Raw genomic sequence first — 16,140 nt, forward strand, 5'->3', positions numbered from 1 at the left:
AGTGCGTAATGCAAGTGCGCACATGGTGGACCTTGATCGAAGGACCGACCTTGTGCGCGAATGGCCGGATGGCCCCCGAGGCGATCCGATTACAAAATGAGTAATTCAGGGATCGTGGATGATGAGGAGTCACCATGAAGGAAGTTCGAGCGCTGGGGATCCTGAGTTCCCTGGAAGGTCAGGCTGCATACTCGGAACGCAGGGGCGAGATGTTGGCTCTTTCCGATTCGCTAGCCAGCCCCGACAGGGGTCTCGTTTCAAACTACCTGCGTAATGGGGGGGGTGTGCTTGCCATCATGGAGCACACGAAGGACATCATTGGAGCAAAATTTGATGTCGCGGGCGGGAGCGGAATCCTGACAGACGGACATTACTTCTGGCGTGGCGATGCGGCTGATTATGTGGACACGTACGGTATCTCGCCAGGGGCTGAATTCGTGGAGCATGTGCGCCGGCAGGGTGGAAAGCCGAAAGCGTTGACTCAAGGTGAAATGATCGAGATCGACGACTTTCTGTCAGAAAGTCGAAGGCGAGGGGAATTCTAGGATCCTCGGGCCGTTACGAGGGGAAGGCCGAGGTTGTGGCGTAATGCCAGAGTTGGGGGCGTGCAGTTTGTGGGGTTCTTTTGCGAGATCGAGCCCGATAATCCAGATGTCTACAGCGCGCCGATCAGTCTGGCCCTGGCCGGAGCTGATGGGTATCCCGCAGAAGAGATGGCGCGGTACCTGGAATCTGGGCATCCGATCTTCGATGTGATGGAGGGAACCCGCGATGTGGTCGGGGACCTCTTCCACTCTCCTGGCGGCTCCTCTCTCCTCACCGACGGTAGGTTCGTCTGGCGGGTTGATCTCGCGTCCTACGTGAAGCACTATTGTCTCGGCCTGTCCGATGAGTTCTTGAATCACGCGGCGGGACACAGCTACCAGGTGCCAGATGTGCCTTTTCGTCAACTCCTCGAGATCTCGGTATCCGCAGCGGGAAGGCTCGGATACCGATGATCTGGGGATGAAGTTCTCCACGGAGCCAAGGGCGGACAGTTACCTTTGCGACACGTGTCCCTGCTGAGACATGAGCGAAGCGCATTCTGCGCGGGCCTGGTGGTGTTCCCTCGTGAGTGATGTCTCAGAGTGACATCAGGATGCCCGGTAAGGGGGAGCCAGAAGGCGGTGCGGCCGTCCAGTGGGCGGACGACGGCGGAAACGCTCCGCCCAGGCAACGTCGCCGCCTTTCCGTACTGCCGACCAGCTCCTGTCGAGGTTGCACAGCGCGGGCGGGCCGAACGGGTTGAGGCTGAGGCGTTTCTCCAGCTGTTGCAGGGACTCGCTCTGAGGCGTCGGGAGTTGCGCCCTGTGCCGTGCCGCCAGGTCCGCGTACCTGATCGCGTGCGAACTCATCCGGACCTCCCCGCGCCCCGGGGTTGTTCTCGGCGTCGTGAGTGTTGCCTTTCCGCGTAGTGGAAGACCATGCCGTCCGTGTCGCCCTCTGCCAGGCCCTTGACGGTCTGCTCCACCTCGTCCAAGTAGCCAGGGGCCGCGCAGGCGCACGCGAAGGGGTGCCACTTGGCCAGGGGCCTCGTCCAGTTCCGCGCGGTCGAGGTCCGCCGCCGCGCTGAGCCAGTCCCACTCGAAGCCCTGCGGCCAGTCGGGGTGCCGCTGAGGAGCGGTCCGGATCGCTTCCGGGGTTCTCGCGCAAGCCTTCGGGGCGACCTCGTGGACCATGATCGCGATGCTTCCGGCGGTGGCGCCGGGACGGTCGGGCAGGAACCCACCGTACGGCGCGTACGTCATCGCTCGTCGCCCTTCGCCTCGCATTCGAACCAGACCGTCTTCCCGCCCGGCGCCGGCGCTGCGCCCCAGCGGTCTGTCACCGCCTCGACGAGGAGCAGGCCGCGGCCGCCTTCGCTCAGGCCCTCCGGGGTCCGGGCGTGGAGCGGGCTCGGGCTGCGGTCCGTCACCTCGACCCGCAGCACGCGCGCGTAGCGCAGGATTTGCACCGTGCAGTGGGGGTCCTGCGGTACGTGGCGGAGAACGTTCGTCACCAGTTCTGTCAGGGCCAGTTCCGCCGCGTCCCGTACATCGGTCATGTCCCACGACGTGAGCAGCATGCGCAGGATGCGGCGGAAGTGGCCCACCGAGTGTTCACCGAGCGTCATGCTCAGGCGGTAGCAGTACTCAATTTCCGTCGCCTCGCGGCCAGTTGATGGATTCACCACACCAGCGTGCGGTGAGCTGATTACGCTCGGCTACCAGCTGAACCGAACCTCGCACAGCGTGAACTTGGGGGTGGCCGTCCGCATGGCCAACATCCGCAACCTCGACCCCGGCGCCTCTCCGCTGGACTACTACGGCTCCGAACTCCGCCGCCTGAGAGAGGAAGCGGGGCTCAAGCAAGGCGAGTTGGGTTCCATCGTCTTCTGCACGGGGTCCCTCATCGGGCAGATCGAGACCGCCCACAAGGTGCCGACGCGTGAACTGTCCGAGCGGTTGGACGCGGCACTCGGGACCGACGGGCAGTTCTCGCGGCTGGTCGGGCTTGTGCTGCGCAGTCAGCTGCCGAGCTGGTTCCAGGCGTACGCCGAGATGGAGGCCAGGGCGAGCTATATCTCCACGTATCAGGCCCAGTTGGTGTACGGGCTTCTTCAGACGGAGGAGTATGCGAGGGCCGTACTCGGCGTGCGGTCCGACGGTGACCTTGATGCCCGGGTCGCCGCACGGATCGATCGCCAGCGTGTGTTGGAGCGGGACGAGCCGCCGTTGCTCTGGGCGGTACTGAGCGAGGCTGTCCTGTACCAGGAGGTCGGCGGTGCTGCCGTCATGCGAAACCAACTTGCCCACCTGTTGGATCTGCAGCGGCGGCCGTGGGTGAGTGTCCAGATCCTGCCCTTCGAGGCGGGTGCGCACCCCGGCCTGCCGGGCACCTTCAACATACTGCGCTTCGAGGATGACCCCGACATCGTCTACACCGAGGACTTCGTCCAGGGCCACATGACCGCCAACCCGCAAGCCATCAGGGAAGGTTCGTTCCGATACGATCATTTGCGGGCCGCCGCGCTCTCCGTGGAGGACTCGGCGGATCGGATCGCCCGAGTAATGGAGGAGCGCTATGCACACGGACCAGGACCTGACGGGCGCGACGTGGCGTAAGTCGTCGTACAGCTCCGACACCGGAGGCGACTGCATCGAGTGCGCCCCGCTCGGCGGCGCCGCCTGGCGTAAGTCCTCGTACAGCGGTGACACCGGCGGTGACTGCCTGGAGATCGCCGAACTCCCCACCCATATCGCCATTCGCGACTCCAAGAACCCCGAAGGCGGCGCCTTCACCGTCAGTCCCGGCGCCTTCGCCGCCTTCGTCGCGGCTGCGAAGCGGGGTGAGGGGCTCCGGTGAACGGGCTGTGAAAGGTGGGGAGTTGGGGGACTCGTGGGGTGTGCGGGCGTGATTGGCTCGCCCGGCACCTGATCCCCTCCAGACTCGAAGGACACTCACCATGAGCCAGACCTCGCGCATCGAGACCGCTGAGATAGCCGACGCCGACCTCGACAACATCGCGGGCGGCCTGTCCGTCAGCGGCAGCGTGGAGGGCCTGACGGCCAACTTCGCCCAGGGCCCCAACGGTCTGCCCATGCTGACCGACGGCTCCATCGACTCCGTCTCGGTCACCGTGAAGGACATCCCGCTGGGGCTTGGCTCCACCACCGTCTGAGCCTCCGCGCCCTGCGCGTTCGTCGGCCTCCAGAGCCAAGCTGCGGCTTGCGGCCCTGGAGGCCGATGGCGTTCCCGCGTTCCTGACCTTCCGTCAGAATGGAACGTGTTCTACTGTGCCCCGCATGGGGAACGGAAGCAGCGGAAGCGCAGGAAGCACCGGAAGCACCGGAAGCATCGGGACCACCGAAGAGCAGGGGGAGTTGGCCTACGCCGTGCGCGGTTGGGTGGCCCGCTCCGTACCGCCCGAGGAGACGCGCAAGCTGCTCGACGCCCCGAGCGGAGCCACCGGGCGGCCCGCGTACTGGGCCGGGCTCGCCGAGCAGGGGCTGCTCGCGCCGCATCTGCCCGAGGAGTACGGGGGAGGGGGCGGCGATCTCGTAGATCTGGCCGTCGTGCTGGAAGAGGCGGCGAAGGCCTCGCTTCCCGGGCCGTACCTTGCCAACGCCCTGGCCCTCACCGTCCTGCATCGCGCCGCCGGACAGGATGAGTTGGTGCGGCAGCTCGCCGCAGGAGAGCGGATCGGCGCCGCCGCACTGGGTGCCGGCACGCTCACCGCCGTGGCCGAAGGCGACGGGTACGTGCTCGACGGAACCGCCCCGCCCGTGCTCTCCGGCGGCGAGGCCGACCTGCTGCTGCTCGCCGCCGAGTCCGCGACCGGCACCGTATGGATGGCGGTGGACGCGGCCGACGTCTCCGTGCGCGGGCACGAGAGTGCCGACCCGACCCGGCCCACCGCCCACGTCGTCGCCACACACACCCAGGTGCCCGCCACGCGTGTCCTGAGCCGCCTCGACACCGCCCTCGTACGCGACCTCGCCGCCACCCTGTACGCCGCCGACGCCTGCGGAACCGCCGACCGGGCGCTGCAGACCGCCGCCGAACACGCCCAGGTGCGCGAGCAGTTCGGGCGGCCCATCGGGCAGTTCCAGGGGGTGAAGCACCTGTGCGCCGACATGCTCGTACGGGTCGAGCAGGCGCGCGCCCTCGCCTGGGATGCCGCCAGGGCGGCGCAAACCGACCCACCCGACGTACGCGGGCTCGTCGCGTCGCTCGCCGCCGCGACTGCCCTCGACGCCGCCCACTCCTGCGCCAAGGACTGCATCCAGATCCTCGGCGGCATCGGCTTTACCTGGGAGCACGATGCCCATCTGTTCCTCCGCCGGGCCCTCGTCGCACGCCAGTTGCTCGGCTCCGGGGACAGCCACCGCGCGCGTGCTGTGCGATTTGCCGGGACGGGAGCGCGCAGGGAGCTGAAGCTCGACCTTCCGGCCGAGGCGGACGCGTACCGGCGCACAGCGCGCGAGGCCATCGACGGGGCGCGCGGGCTCGACCCCGCCGCCGCCCGCCGCGCCCTCGCGCCCACCGGCTACGCCGCCCCGCACCTTCCGCCCCCGTACGGACTCGGCGCCGGGCCCGTCCAACAGCTCGCTGTTCAGGCCGAGTTGAAGGCGGCCGGGGTGAAGGTGAGCGATCTCGGCATCGCCACCTGGGTCGTGCCGTCGCTCATCGCGTACGGGACGCCCGCCCAGCAGCAGGACCACCTCGCGCCGACCCTGCGCGGGGACGTGCTCTGGTGCCAGCTGTTCTCCGAGCCCGAGGCCGGGTCGGACCTCGCCGCCCTGCGCACCCGGGCCGAGCGGCTCGACGACGGGCGGTGGCGGGTCAACGGGCAGAAGGTGTGGACGAGCGCCGCGCAGTGGGCGGACTTCGGGATCCTGCTCGCCCGTACCGACCCCGAAGCCCCCAAGCACAAGGGGCTCACCTATTTCCTCGTCGACATGAAGGCCGCGACTTCTCAAGCGGGGGACGGCATCGACGTACGGCCGCTCAAGGAGATCACGGGGGACTCGCTCTTCAACGAGGTCTACTTCGACGACGTGGTGCTGCCCGCCGACGCCGTCGTGGGCGAGGTGAACGACGGCTGGCGGGTCGCCCGCAACACCCTCGGCAACGAACGCGTCCACATGGCCGACCAGTTGACGTTCGACACCGGCCTCGAAGCGCTCATCGCCCGCGCCGCCGACCTCGACGGCGCCTGCCGCGCCCGGATCGGCGCCCTCGCCGCCGAGGCACACGCCCTCGCGTGCATCGGACTTCGTACGACCATGCGGCAGGTCGCCGGGGCCGAGCCCGGGGCCGGTGCGTCCATCAGGAAACTCGTGCAGACCCCGCACCAGCAGAAGGTCGCCGAGCTCGCGCTCGAACTGCTCGGCCCGGCCGGGGCGGTGCGCGAGGGCGCGGGCGAGCGGGCCGTGCACGGATTCCTGATGTCCCGCTGCCTGACCATCGCGGGCGGCACCACGCAGGTCCAGCTCAACGTCGTCGCGGAACGGCTCCTCGGCCTGCCCCGCGACCCCGAGCCGCGCCCCCTCATCTGATCCCGGACTCCGGAGGACTGTTGTGAAGACGTACATCGTCGGTGTCGGCATGACCAAGTTCGAGAAGCCCGAGACCCGCGACTGGCAGTACTGGGACATGGCCGAGGAGGCCGGGACCAAGGCCCTTGAGGACGCGGGGATCTCGTACGAGCAGGTCGAGCAGGTACCCGTCGGCTACTGCTTCCAGGCGTCCACGGCCGGGCAGCGTGCCGCGTACGAACTCGGGCTGAGCGGCGTGCCGGTCTACAACGTCAACAACAACTGCGCGACCGCCTCGACCGCCCTGATGATGGCCCGCCAGTTCGTCGCGGGCGGCCTCAACGACTGCGTGCTCGCGCTCGGCTTCGAGAAGATGGCGCGCGGCGCGCTCGGGGGTGGTGCCGATGGTGGCGACTTCAAGACCTCGCCGGTCGCGCGGCACTACGGGATCATGGCGGCCAAGCACGGCTTCGAGATGTCCCCGCCCACCGCCCAGATCTTCGGCGACGCTGCCCGTGAGCACATGGAGCTGTACGGGACCACGGAGGCGCAGCTCGCGGCGGTCGGCGCCAAGAACCACCGGCACTCGGCGCACAACCCGTACGCGCAGTTCCAGGACGTCTACACGGTCGAGGAGATCCTCGCCGCCAAGACCATCCACCGGCCGCTCACCAAGCTGCAGTGCTCGCCCACCTCGGACGGCGCGGCCGCGGCCGTCGTCGTCTCCGAGCGGTTTGTCGAGCGGCACGGGCTCGGCGACCGGGCCGTGGAGATCGTCGCCCAGGCCATGACGACCGATACGGCTGCTTCCTTCGACTCCGGCTCGTGCATCGACGTCGTCGGCAAGCCCATGTCGAGGGCGGCGGCGGAGCAGGTGTACGAGGCGTCCGGGCTCGGCATCGAGGACGTCGACGTGATCGAGCTGCACGACTGCTTCTCCATCAACGAACTCCTCACGTACGAGGCGCTCGGGCTGTGCGAGGACGGGGGGTCGGGGAAGCTCGTGGAGTCGGGGGCGACGACGTACGGGGGGAAGTGGGTCGTCAACCCGTCCGGTGGGCTGATCTCCAAGGGGCATCCCCTGGGGGCGACGGGGCTTGCGCAGGTCGCGGAGTTGACGTGGCAGTTGCGGGGGGCGGCCGGTGAGCGGCAGGTTCCCGACGCGCGGGTCGGGCTCGCGCACAACATCGGGCTGGGTGGGGCGGCTGTGGTGACGATGCTGCGGCGGGGCTAGTTCTTCCCCTCCCCGCCCCTTCCCGAAAGTCCTGCGGACAGCTCCGGGGGCCCCGCCCCGCGCCCCGCTTCACGGCCGTTCTTCGGCTGCCGCGCCGTCGTGGCTTGTCGCGCAGTTCCCCGCGCCCCTGTCGGGGCCTAAGCCTCTGGACCGAGGACAGCTCCGTCGATGCCCCGATGTAACCGGAGTCCACCTCCTGAGAGCATGGCCCGCATGGTCCAGAGCCCCACCGACACGTACATAGCCCCCACCGTCCGCAAAAAGACCGCGCCCCTGTGGGCCGTCATGCTCGCCGCCTGCGCGGGACAGTTCCTCGTCGTGCTCGACGTGTCCGTGGTCAACACCGCGCTGCCGTCGATGCGCGCCGACCTCGGGATGAGCGCGATCGGCCTGCAGTGGGTCGTCAACGCCTACTCGATCGCCTTCGCCGGGTTCATGCTGCTCGGCGGGCGGGCCGGGGACCTCTTCGGGCGGAAGCGGATGTTCCTCGTCGGGCTCGGACTCTTCACCGCCGCCTCCCTCGCCGGCGGCCTCGCGCAGGCCGACTGGCAGCTCCTCGCCGCCCGCGCCGTCCAGGGCCTGGGCGCGGCCGTCCTCGCCCCGTCGACCCTGACGATCCTCACGTCGGCGGTGCCCGAGGGGTCCGCGCGGGTGCGGGCGATCGGCACCTGGTCCGCGGTCGGGGCGGGCGGCGGCGCGGCCGGCGGGCTCGTCGGCGGAGTCCTCACCGACCTGCTGTCCTGGCGCTGGGTGCTCCTCATCAACGTGCCGATCGGCGCGCTCGTCCTCGTCGCGGGCGTGCTCTGGCTCAGCGAGAGCCGCTCCGGCCAGGCCCGCCGCCTCGACCTGCCGGGCGCGGTCCTCGTCACGGCGGGCCTCGCCACCCTCGCGTACGGCATCGTCCAGACCGAGGTCGAGGGCTGGACGGCGCCCGCCACGCTCGCCCCGCTGGGCGCGGGGCTCGCGCTGCTCCTGGTGTTCCTGCTGGTGGAGGCGCGGACGCGGGTGCCGCTCATGCCGCTGAAGCTGTTCAAGGTGCGGTCGGTGTCGGCGGCCAACGCGTCGATGTTCATCTGCGGCGGCGCCATGTTCGCCATGTGGTTCTTCATGACGCTGTACGCGCAGAACGTCCTCGACTACTCGCCCCTGAAGGCCGGGCTCGCGCTCATCCCGTCGTCGCTCACCGTCGTCGTCGGCTCCAAGCTCGCCCCGCGACTGATGCCGCGGCTCGGCGCGCGGAACGTGTCGATGCTCGGCATCCTGATCGCCGCGGCCGGCTTCGGCTGGCAGTCGACGATGACCGCTGACGGCACGTACCTCACGTCCATCATGCTGCCCGGCATCGTGATGATGCTCGGCGCGGGCCTCGCCTCCACGCCGCTCGCCTCCCTCGCCACGTCCGGTGCCGCCCCCGGCGACGCGGGCCTCGTCTCCGGTCTCATCAACACCTCCCGCACCATGGGCGGTTCGCTCGGCCTGAGCGTGCTCTCCACGGTCGCCGCCTCCCACGCGGACGGCTCGGGCAGCCTGGCGCCGGTCAGCCCCGAGGCGCTGACGGAGGGGTACGCGGCGGCGTTCCGCACCAGTGCGTTCTTCCTGCTCGCCGGGGTCGTCGTGATGCTGCTCTGGATGCCGCGCGGGACGGCCGAGCGGCGCACCACCTCAGCCTGACGAGGGCTTCTCGCGGCGCGCGGCAGCGGCCAGAGCCGGGTCGACGACCGTCTCGCCGCGCAGCACCCGCCTGATCGCCTCCGCCAGCTCCCCGACCGGCCCGTCCTTCACGAGCACGCCCGCCGCGCCCGCGTCGAGGGCGCGGCGCAGCAGCCCGGGCCGCCCGAACGTCGTGAGGACGAGGACCGCGCAGTCCGGGCACTCCGCGCGCAGCCCCGCCGCCACGTCGAGACCGTCGCAGCCCTCGCGCCCCGGCAGTTCGACGTCGAGCAGCGCCACGTCCGGCCGTACGGTCAGGGCCTCGGCCACCACCCGCTCGCCCGCGCCGACCTGCGCGACCACCGCGAGGTCCGGCTCCATGCCGAGCAGCAGGGCCAGCGCGCCGCGGCTCATGCTCGGATCCTCGGCGAGCAGGACCCGCACGCTCTTGGTGGGGCGGTGGGCCGGAGGCATGTCGTTCATACGTCCAGATTAGGGCGGTTTGTCGTAATAGGTACTCCGTGGTGTGGGCGGGCTCGGGCCATCCGGCATTCATCTGACATTCCGTCAGCTGGGAGTCTTCACAAGCGCGGAGGGCTGCGTTATACATGGTGACCATCGGCCTAGAACGCGTTCTAGAAGCGCGGTTCGGGCCGGTCGAGGACGGCCTCGGTGCGGCCGACGGTGCGGACGGTCGCGCCGAGGTCTTCGCCCGTACGCACGCACCCGCAACGCACACGCGACGCACACGCGACGCACCCGCAACGCACCCGCGACGCACCCGCAACGCACCCGCGACGTGAACGACAAGGAGCCGTGTCCCCATGCCCATTGATGCCGCCAAGGCCCTAGCCGCCGAGCCCCGCAGCACCGACATCGCCTGGGACCACAAGGACATCCAGCTCTACCACCTGGGCCTCGGCGCGGGCCGCCCCGCCACCGACCCCGACGAACTGCGCTACACCCTGGAGTCGAAGCTGCACGTGCTGCCCAGCTTCGCCACCGTCGCGGGCGGGGGCATGGCCGTGGCCGGCGGACTCTCCGCGCCCGGCGTCGACGTGAACCTCGCCCACGTCCTGCACGGCGGCCAGACCGTCACCCTGCACCGCCCGATCCCCGTGACGGGCACGGCGGTCCAGACCTCGACGATCCCCGCGGTGTACGACAAGGGCAAGGCCGCCGTCATCGTGATGCGCTCCGACGTGGCCGACGCCGACGGCCCGCTGTGGACCTGCGACACCCAGATCTTCGTACGCGGCGAGGGCGGCTTCGGCGGCGACCGCGGGCCCTCCGCCCGCCTCGAACTCCCGGGCCGCGCGCCCGACCGCGTCGAGGAGCGCACCATCCGCGAGGACCAGGCCCTCCTCTACCGCCTCTCCGGCGACTGGAACCCGCTGCACGCCGACCCGGAGTTCGCGAAGCTCGCCGGGTTCGACCGGCCGATCCTGCACGGGCTCTGCACGTACGGCATGACCCTCAAGGCCGTCGTCGACACGGTGCTCGGCGGGGACGTCTCGCGGGTGCGCTCGTACACGACGCGGTTCGCCGGGGTCGTGTTCCCGGGGGAGACGCTGCGGCTGCGGATGTGGGAGGACGCGGGCCGGGTGCAGGTGGCGGTGAGCGCGGTGGAGCGGGACGACGCCCCGGTGCTCGCCGACACGGTGGTCCAGCACAACTGACGTACGACCAGGACCGGTTGACGTACGAGAGGAGCCGCACCATGCGCGCAGCCGTGCTGCACGAGATAGGCCAGGAGAAGCTGGAGGTCCTCGACGACGTCGAGGCGGTGGGGTTCGGGCCCGGCAAGGTGAGGATCAGGGTGCGGGCCACCGGCCTGTGCCACTCGGACCTCTCCGCGATGAGCGGCGTGCTGCCGCAACCCGGACCGTTCGTGCCCGGACACGAGGGCGCCGGCGAGATCCTCGACGTCGGCGACGGCGTCACCCACGTCAAGCCCGGCGACCGCGTCCTGGTGTGCTGGCTGCCCGCCTGCGGCGCTTGTCCCGCGTGCAAGCGCGGCCAGACCCACCTGTGCCTCGCCGGGTTCATGAACGCGGGCACGCCCAACTTCAAGCGCCCCGCCGGGAGTCCGGCCGACGTCTTCGGCTTCGCCGGCACCGGCACGTTCGCCGAAGAGGTCGTCGTGGACGCCAAGTGCGCCGTGCCGATCCCGGACGACGTGCCCTTCGACATCGCCGCCCTCATCGGCTGCGGCGTCACCACCGGGCTCGGCGCCGCCGTCAACACCGCGGACGTGGCGGCCGGTTCGTCGGTCGCCGTGATCGGCTGCGGCGGGGTCGGGATCTCCGCCATCCAGGGCGCGCGGCTCAAGGGCGCCGCGCAGATCGTCGCCGTCGACCCGGTGGAGTCGCGGCGTGAGGCGGCGCTCAGGTTCGGCGCCACGGAGGCCGTCGCCCCGGACGCGCTCGACGACGCCAGCCAGCGCATCACGGCGGGCGAGGGCTTCGACTACGTCTTCGAGGTCGTCGGCAAGTCCGCCACCGCCCGCACCGCGTACGAGAGGACCCGGCGCGGCGGCACCCTCTGTGTGGTCGGCGCGGGCGCCCTCGATGACTTCCTGCAGGTCAATATGTTCGAGCTGTTCTTCGACGAGAAGAGGATCCTGCCGTCCATGTACGGCGGCGGCGACGTCCTCACCTCGTACCAGCGGGCCATCGCGCTGTGGCGGGCCGGGCGGATCGACCTGGAGGGCCTGATCACGCACCGCGTGCCGCTCGCCTCGATCAACGACGCGCTCGACCAGATGCGCAGCGGTGCGGCCCTGCGCACCTGCATCGAGCTCTGAGACCCGTACTCCCAACTCAGCACAGGCGAAGGGACTTTGATGTCACAGCCACTTGCCGGCCTGTCGGCGATCGTCACCGGCGCGGGCCGCGGTCTCGGCCGGGCCGAGGCCCTGGAGCTGGCCCGGCTCGGCGCGAGCGTCGTCGTCAACGACTTCGGACAGCCGGGAAGGGACGGTTCGGGGGAGGCTTCGGCCGCCCCGGCGGAGGAGGTCGCCGCCGAGATCCGGGCGGCGGGCGGGCAGGCGGTCGCGCACCTCGGCGACGTCGCGGACCATGAACAGGCCCGTGAACTAGTGAAGTTGGCGGTCGACACATACGGAAAGCTCGACATCCTCGTCAACAACGCGGGCATCCTGCGCGACCGGATGATCTTCTCCATGGGCGAGGACGAGTGGGACTCGGTCATCCGCGTCCACCTCAAGGGGCACTTCAACACCACCCACTTCGCCTCGGTGCACTGGCGCGCACGCTCCAAGGAGGCGGGCGGCCCGGTCTACGGCCGGATCGTCAACACCTCCTCCGAGGCCTTCCTCGCGGGCTCGGCCGGACAGCCCAACTACGCGGCCGCCAAGGGCGGAATCGTCGGCCTCACCACGTCCTCGGCGCTCGCGCTCGGCAAGTACGGCGTGACGGCCAACGCGATCTGCCCGCGCGCCCGTACGCGGATGACGGAGGACGTCTTCGCCGGGTTCGGCGAGCCGACGGGGGACGAGCTCGACCCGCTGGCCCCGGAGCATGTCGCTCCGCTGGTCGGGTACTTGGCGGGCCCGGCGGCCGGGAAGGTCAACGGGCAGCTGCTCGTCGTGCACGGCGGCATGGTCGCCGTCGTCGAACGCCCGTGCGTGGCCGCGAAGTTCGACACGGCGAAGGAGGTCTTCTCGTACGAGGAGCTGGACGAGGCGCTGTCCCCGTACTACGCGGACCGGCCCGCGAACGAGACGTTCGCGGCTTCGGAGGTGCTGGGGCTCAAGCGGGGGTGATCTTCGGACTTCTCCGGGGGCTGCGCCCCCGCGCCCCTAAATACCAGCCCCTCCGGCGTTTGAGGAGCGGGGGTCTGGGGGCTGGCCCCCAGTTCGGGAAGGGGCGGGGTGGGGAAAGAGCGCGCCCCCGGACCCGAGGGGCTCCGGGGGCGCGCATCGGAAGAAGACGCTTACGCCGCTTGCGAGCGTCGTTCGTCGGACGGTTTGCGGTGTCGGCCGCGCGGCGCCGGAGTGTTCTCCGGAACGTCCTGTACGGAGACCGGGCCCCGGTGCCTGCCGTGCCCGCGCTGCTCGCGCGCGGCGTCCGAAGCCTGCGGCTCCGTGGGCACGTCGCTGTTCTCGGTCATGGGAAAAACGTCACCCCGTAAGAAGATCGTCAAAGGACAGCCGGGCGAGTCTAACTGTCCTGTACGCGGCAATCACGCCGGGTGAGTAACGGCTTGTGGCACGCCTTCGTAACGGTTCGGAAGCCGTGCCCGGCACGCCGTGCGAACCCTTTGCGTTCCGGCCTTTCGGCGGCGCCGTTCACACCTCCACGTGCTGGATGCGGCGCGCCATCCGCCGCATCGGCAGGGCCTGTTGAAGCGGCGCCTGCTGCAACGGGACCGGGCGGGGAGCGGGCGCGGGCGCGGGCGCGGGAGCCGGTTCGGGCGGAGCCGGGGGCGGCGCCATGACCCGGGCCACCCCACAGGGCACGGCCTCCGTCGCGTACGGGAGCCGGAGTTCACCGTCGGGCGTCCACAACCCGGCGCCGGTCAGCCAGCCCTGGGGCGCGGCCAGGTGCTGGACGCGACGCTCGACGGGCCGCCAGAGCCCGATCCACGTATCCGCCGCACCGTCGATCCGCAGCGCCACGGCGCAGTGCTCGGGCATCAGGGCCTGCCCCGGCTCGATCGCGAACGGCGTCACCGCGCAGTCCGGCAGCCGCAGGCACTCCGGGAACCGGACCGGCAGCGTCGAGCCGAGCACGCCCCAGCCGAGCCGGTCCTGGCCGGGGGCGTCGGAGCGGACCAGGATCAGCCCGCTGGCCGCGTCGGCGAGCAGCAGCCGGTCGTTGCTCTGCTCGGTGATCTGCAGCAGCGGCGTCACCTCGCCACCGCGCTCCAGGTCCACGGCGACCGTCTTCGTCCGGCCGTCGAGCTCCTGGTCGAGGGCGAGCATCCGGCCGGTGCGGTCCAGCCACACCCCGCCCGTGCAGCGACCCGGCACCTCGGCGACCTGCTGGGGCCCGAAGGCGCCGCCCGCGACCAGCCAGACCGAGGTGGCCTGCAGTCCGACGGCCAGGGCGTACGCACAGGAGCCGCTCGGCGAGGGCGGCAGGAGCCTCAACTGCTCCGATTCCAGGGCGCCCAGGAGGTGTTCGCCGGTGCCGGGTCCCGTCGGGTAGAGCAGCGAGAACGACTGCCGCTGCCCGTTGGTGCGGTGCACGAGGACCCGGCCGTCCGCCATCGGCAGCACTTCGGTGCCGTACTCCTCCGGCTGGTCGAGGGGGAGCGGGACGGCGTAGGGCTCGGGGCCGTCGAGGGTCCAGCGCTCGGGGCACCAGACGGCGCCGCCCTCACCGTGCGGGGCGAGGCGGGCGGCGTACGCACCGGCCGCGCTGATGGTGAAGGAGGGCGTGGCCGGGGGGTGCCCGGGGCGGGGCGGGGGGTCCTGGGGTGAGGGGTCCTGGGGTGAGGGGGGTTGCAGGACCGTTTCGGCAGGGGCTGCCGCGAGTTCGGCGTCGGCAGCCGGGTCCGTCGAGGCGGCGCTCCGCGTAGGCACCTCCGGCGTGAGCGGAGTCCCCGTGCCCGGGCCCTCGGTGCCGGATGTTTCCTCGTCGTACCCGTCGTACCCGTCGTACCCGTCGTACCCGTCGTGCCCGTCGTGCCCGTCGTGCCCGTCGTGCCCGTCGTGCCCGTCGTGCCCGTCGTGCCCGTCGTGCCCGTCGTGCCCGTCGTGCCCGTCGTGCCCGTCGTGCCCGTCGTGCCCGTCGTGCCCGTCGTACCCGTCGCACCCGTCGCACCCGTCGTACCCGTCGTGCCCGTCCTGCTCGGGGATCTCGCCGCTGCCGCCGGAGCCTTGCGCGCCGGTCGCGGTCTTCGTGGCACAGGCCGTCGTGGTCATCAGTGAGCTTCACCTCCGGCCCAGAAAGCTAGTTTTCGCACGCGCTGCCGTGGCACGAGCAGCCCACCGCTTCACACCAAAGGGTGGCCATGTCCTGATTCGCCTGAGAAAGCTGAGGGGGTTGTGCTGGACCGGAGGTGGCTTAAGGTAAGGCCAACCTAAGTACCCCCAGGAGTTTCGATGTCCCTACGCCGCCGCGGCACCGCTGCCGTCGCACTCGCCGTCGCCGCCTCGCTCTCCCTGGCCGCCTGTTCCGGCGGAGACGCCGGTTCCGGTGCCGACGGAGGCAGCGGCAAGAAGAACGGCAGCGGAAGCAAGTCCGTGGCCCAGGGCGGCGAGGACTTCGCAAAGGCCGCCGAGCAGACCGCGAAGATGGGCACCGAGGCGAAGCCCGGCGAGTTCCCGCGCACCATCGAGCACGCCATGGGCAGCACCGAGCTGAAGGCCAAGCCGAAGCGGGTCGTCGTCCTGGACGTCGGCGAGCTGGACAACGTCGTCTCGCTCGGTGTGCGGCCCGTCGGGTACGCGCCGACCGAGGGCGACGACGGCATACCCGGCTACCTCGCGAAGGACGCGGGCAAGCCGAAGAACGTCGGCACCATCAACGCCCTCAACCTGGAGGCGATCGCCGCGCTCAAGCCCGACCTGATCCTCGGCAGCGAGCTGCGCGCCGCGAAGATGTACCCGCAGCTCTCCAAGATCGCGCCGACCGTGTTCTCCATCCGCCCGGGCTTCACCTGGAAGGAGAACTACCTCCTCAACGCCGCCGCCCTGGACGAGCAAGGCGAGGCGAAGGACCAGCTGTCCGCGTACGAGAAGAAGGCCGAGAAGCTCGGCGCCGCCATCGACGAGGGCGGCGAGAAGCCCACCGTCACGATGCTGCGCTACCTGCCGGGCATGATCCGCCTCTACGCGAAGGCCTCGTTCATCGGCACGATCCTGGATGACGTCGGCGTGGAGCGCCCGAAGAACCAGCAGGTCAACGACCTCGCCACCGAGATCAGCCCGGAGAAGATCGACGAGGCCGACGCCGACTGGATCTTCACCGGGGTCTACGGCGACGCCAAGAAGACCGACCGCTCCCGGGCCGAGGCCAACCCGCTCTGGAAGAAGCTCGGCGCGGTCGAGCAGGGCCGGGCGAAGAACGTGCCCGACGAGACCTGGTACCTGGGCCTCGGCGTGACGGCGGCGGACGAGGTCCTGGACGACCTGGACGGGTACCTGGCGCGCTGACTCCGAGAGCCGCGCTTTCCGTCCCGAATGCGGTGCGGACCGTTGTCCACAGGCGCTGATCGGCAGGGGCA

15 protein-coding genes and 1 pseudogene are annotated in these 16,140 nt (G+C 70.4%); 12 read left to right on the forward strand and 4 right to left on the reverse strand.

Going from position 1 to position 16,140, the window contains the following annotated elements; all coding sequences use genetic code 11:
- Positions 1 to 134 precede the first annotated feature (134 nt).
- Positions 135 to 545 (forward strand): hypothetical protein, encoded by a 411-nt coding sequence (locus QIT00_RS15445; protein WP_282535823.1) that lies wholly within the window; start codon positions 135 to 137, stop codon positions 543 to 545.
- 60 nt (positions 546 to 605) lie between these two features.
- The gene (locus tag QIT00_RS15450; RefSeq protein ID WP_282535824.1) at positions 606 to 998 is read left to right on the forward strand and encodes a hypothetical protein; all 393 of its coding nucleotides are present in this window, start codon (positions 606 to 608) and stop codon (positions 996 to 998) included.
- Positions 999 to 1,783: 785 nt separating this feature from the next.
- Here the strand turns inward: QIT00_RS15450 and QIT00_RS15455 are convergent.
- Entirely contained in the window at positions 1,784 to 2,209 is a 426-nt protein-coding gene (locus QIT00_RS15455; protein WP_349017180.1) for an ATP-binding protein, read from the reverse strand.
- Between the two features lie 85 nt (positions 2,210 to 2,294).
- On the opposite strand from QIT00_RS15455, the gene QIT00_RS15460 reads away from it, so the two are divergent.
- From QIT00_RS15460 to QIT00_RS15485, 6 genes are all read left to right on the forward strand, one after another.
- Positions 2,295 to 3,143, forward strand: a complete 849-nt coding sequence (locus tag QIT00_RS15460; RefSeq protein WP_282535880.1) for a helix-turn-helix domain-containing protein — start codon at positions 2,295 to 2,297, stop codon at positions 3,141 to 3,143.
- A complete protein-coding gene (locus QIT00_RS15465) occupies positions 3,103 to 3,384 on the forward strand; it encodes a DUF397 domain-containing protein (protein WP_282535825.1) in 282 nt (93 codons plus the stop codon). The genes QIT00_RS15460 and QIT00_RS15465 overlap by 41 nt, the downstream gene beginning before the upstream one ends.
- Positions 3,385 to 3,484: 100 nt before the next feature.
- Complete coding sequence (locus tag QIT00_RS15470) at positions 3,485 to 3,700, forward strand: hypothetical protein (protein ID WP_282535826.1); 216 nt, start codon at positions 3,485 to 3,487, stop codon at positions 3,698 to 3,700.
- 124 nt (positions 3,701 to 3,824) lie between these two features.
- Positions 3,825 to 6,080, forward strand: coding sequence for an acyl-CoA dehydrogenase (locus QIT00_RS15475; protein WP_282535827.1), 2,256 nt, complete (start codon positions 3,825 to 3,827; stop codon positions 6,078 to 6,080).
- Positions 6,081 to 6,102: 22 nt separating this feature from the next.
- Positions 6,103 to 7,293 carry a lipid-transfer protein gene (locus tag QIT00_RS15480; protein ID WP_282535828.1) on the forward strand — a complete coding sequence of 397 codons (1,191 nt, stop codon included), beginning with the start codon at positions 6,103 to 6,105 and terminating at the stop codon, positions 7,291 to 7,293.
- A gap of 213 nt (positions 7,294 to 7,506) precedes the next feature.
- The gene (locus QIT00_RS15485; protein WP_282535829.1) at positions 7,507 to 8,964 is read left to right on the forward strand and encodes an MFS transporter; all 1,458 of its coding nucleotides are present in this window, start codon (positions 7,507 to 7,509) and stop codon (positions 8,962 to 8,964) included.
- Here the strand turns inward: QIT00_RS15485 and QIT00_RS15490 are convergent.
- Positions 8,965 to 9,426 (reverse strand): annotated as a pseudogene (locus QIT00_RS15490) (response regulator); the annotation flags it as partial.
- A gap of 341 nt (positions 9,427 to 9,767) precedes the next feature.
- Between QIT00_RS15490 and QIT00_RS15495 the strand changes: the two are divergent.
- From QIT00_RS15495 to QIT00_RS15505, 3 genes are read left to right on the forward strand one after another with little or no spacing between them, the layout of a single operon-like run.
- Positions 9,768 to 10,622, forward strand: coding sequence for a MaoC/PaaZ C-terminal domain-containing protein (locus QIT00_RS15495; RefSeq protein ID WP_282535830.1), 855 nt, complete (start codon positions 9,768 to 9,770; stop codon positions 10,620 to 10,622).
- A gap of 41 nt (positions 10,623 to 10,663) precedes the next feature.
- The gene (locus QIT00_RS15500) at positions 10,664 to 11,749 is read left to right on the forward strand and encodes a Zn-dependent alcohol dehydrogenase (protein WP_282535831.1); all 1,086 of its coding nucleotides are present in this window, start codon (positions 10,664 to 10,666) and stop codon (positions 11,747 to 11,749) included.
- A gap of 39 nt (positions 11,750 to 11,788) precedes the next feature.
- Positions 11,789 to 12,730, forward strand: a complete 942-nt coding sequence (locus tag QIT00_RS15505) for a 3-oxoacyl-ACP reductase (RefSeq protein ID WP_282535832.1) — start codon at positions 11,789 to 11,791, stop codon at positions 12,728 to 12,730.
- Between the two features lie 170 nt (positions 12,731 to 12,900).
- Here QIT00_RS15505 and QIT00_RS15510 read toward each other — a convergent pair whose 3' ends face one another.
- Both QIT00_RS15510 and QIT00_RS15515 read right to left on the reverse strand, forming a co-directional pair.
- The gene (locus tag QIT00_RS15510; protein WP_282535833.1) at positions 12,901 to 13,077 is read right to left on the reverse strand and encodes a hypothetical protein; all 177 of its coding nucleotides are present in this window, start codon (positions 13,075 to 13,077) and stop codon (positions 12,901 to 12,903) included.
- Positions 13,078 to 13,255: 178 nt separating this feature from the next.
- Positions 13,256 to 14,419: a hypothetical protein gene (locus tag QIT00_RS15515; RefSeq protein ID WP_282535881.1), complete on the reverse strand. Its 1,164-nt coding sequence runs from the start codon at positions 14,417 to 14,419 to the stop codon at positions 13,256 to 13,258.
- Between the two features lie 597 nt (positions 14,420 to 15,016).
- Here QIT00_RS15515 and QIT00_RS15520 point away from each other — a divergent pair.
- Positions 15,017 to 16,069 (forward strand): ABC transporter substrate-binding protein, encoded by a 1,053-nt coding sequence (locus QIT00_RS15520; RefSeq protein WP_282535834.1) that lies wholly within the window; start codon positions 15,017 to 15,019, stop codon positions 16,067 to 16,069.
- The last annotated feature ends 71 nt before the right edge of the window (positions 16,070 to 16,140 follow it).

The organism is Streptomyces luteolus, assembly GCF_029968015.1.
Lineage (GTDB): Bacteria > Actinomycetota > Actinomycetes > Streptomycetales > Streptomycetaceae > Streptomyces > Streptomyces luteolus.

Bases quoted from the DNA above. Each gene is read 5' to 3' on its own strand.
- QIT00_RS15445 (WP_282535823.1), top strand. From the start codon at position 135: ATGAAGGAAGTTCGAGCGCTGGGGATCCTGAGTTCCCTGGAAGGTCAG.
- QIT00_RS15460 (WP_282535880.1), top strand. From the start codon at position 2,295: ATGGCCAACATCCGCAACCTCGACCCCGGCGCCTCTCCGCTGGACTAC.
- QIT00_RS15465 (WP_282535825.1), top strand. From the start codon at position 3,103: ATGCACACGGACCAGGACCTGACGGGCGCGACGTGGCGTAAGTCGTCG.
- QIT00_RS15470 (WP_282535826.1), top strand. From the start codon at position 3,485: ATGAGCCAGACCTCGCGCATCGAGACCGCTGAGATAGCCGACGCCGAC.
- QIT00_RS15475 (WP_282535827.1), top strand. From the start codon at position 3,825: ATGGGGAACGGAAGCAGCGGAAGCGCAGGAAGCACCGGAAGCACCGGA.
- QIT00_RS15485 (WP_282535829.1), top strand. From the start codon at position 7,507: ATGGTCCAGAGCCCCACCGACACGTACATAGCCCCCACCGTCCGCAAA.
- QIT00_RS15495 (WP_282535830.1), top strand. From the start codon at position 9,768: ATGCCCATTGATGCCGCCAAGGCCCTAGCCGCCGAGCCCCGCAGCACC.
- QIT00_RS15500 (WP_282535831.1), top strand. From the start codon at position 10,664: ATGCGCGCAGCCGTGCTGCACGAGATAGGCCAGGAGAAGCTGGAGGTC.
- QIT00_RS15505 (WP_282535832.1), top strand. From the start codon at position 11,789: ATGTCACAGCCACTTGCCGGCCTGTCGGCGATCGTCACCGGCGCGGGC.
- QIT00_RS15510 (WP_282535833.1), bottom strand. From the start codon at position 13,077: ATGACCGAGAACAGCGACGTGCCCACGGAGCCGCAGGCTTCGGACGCC.
- QIT00_RS15520 (WP_282535834.1), top strand. From the start codon at position 15,017: ATGTCCCTACGCCGCCGCGGCACCGCTGCCGTCGCACTCGCCGTCGCC.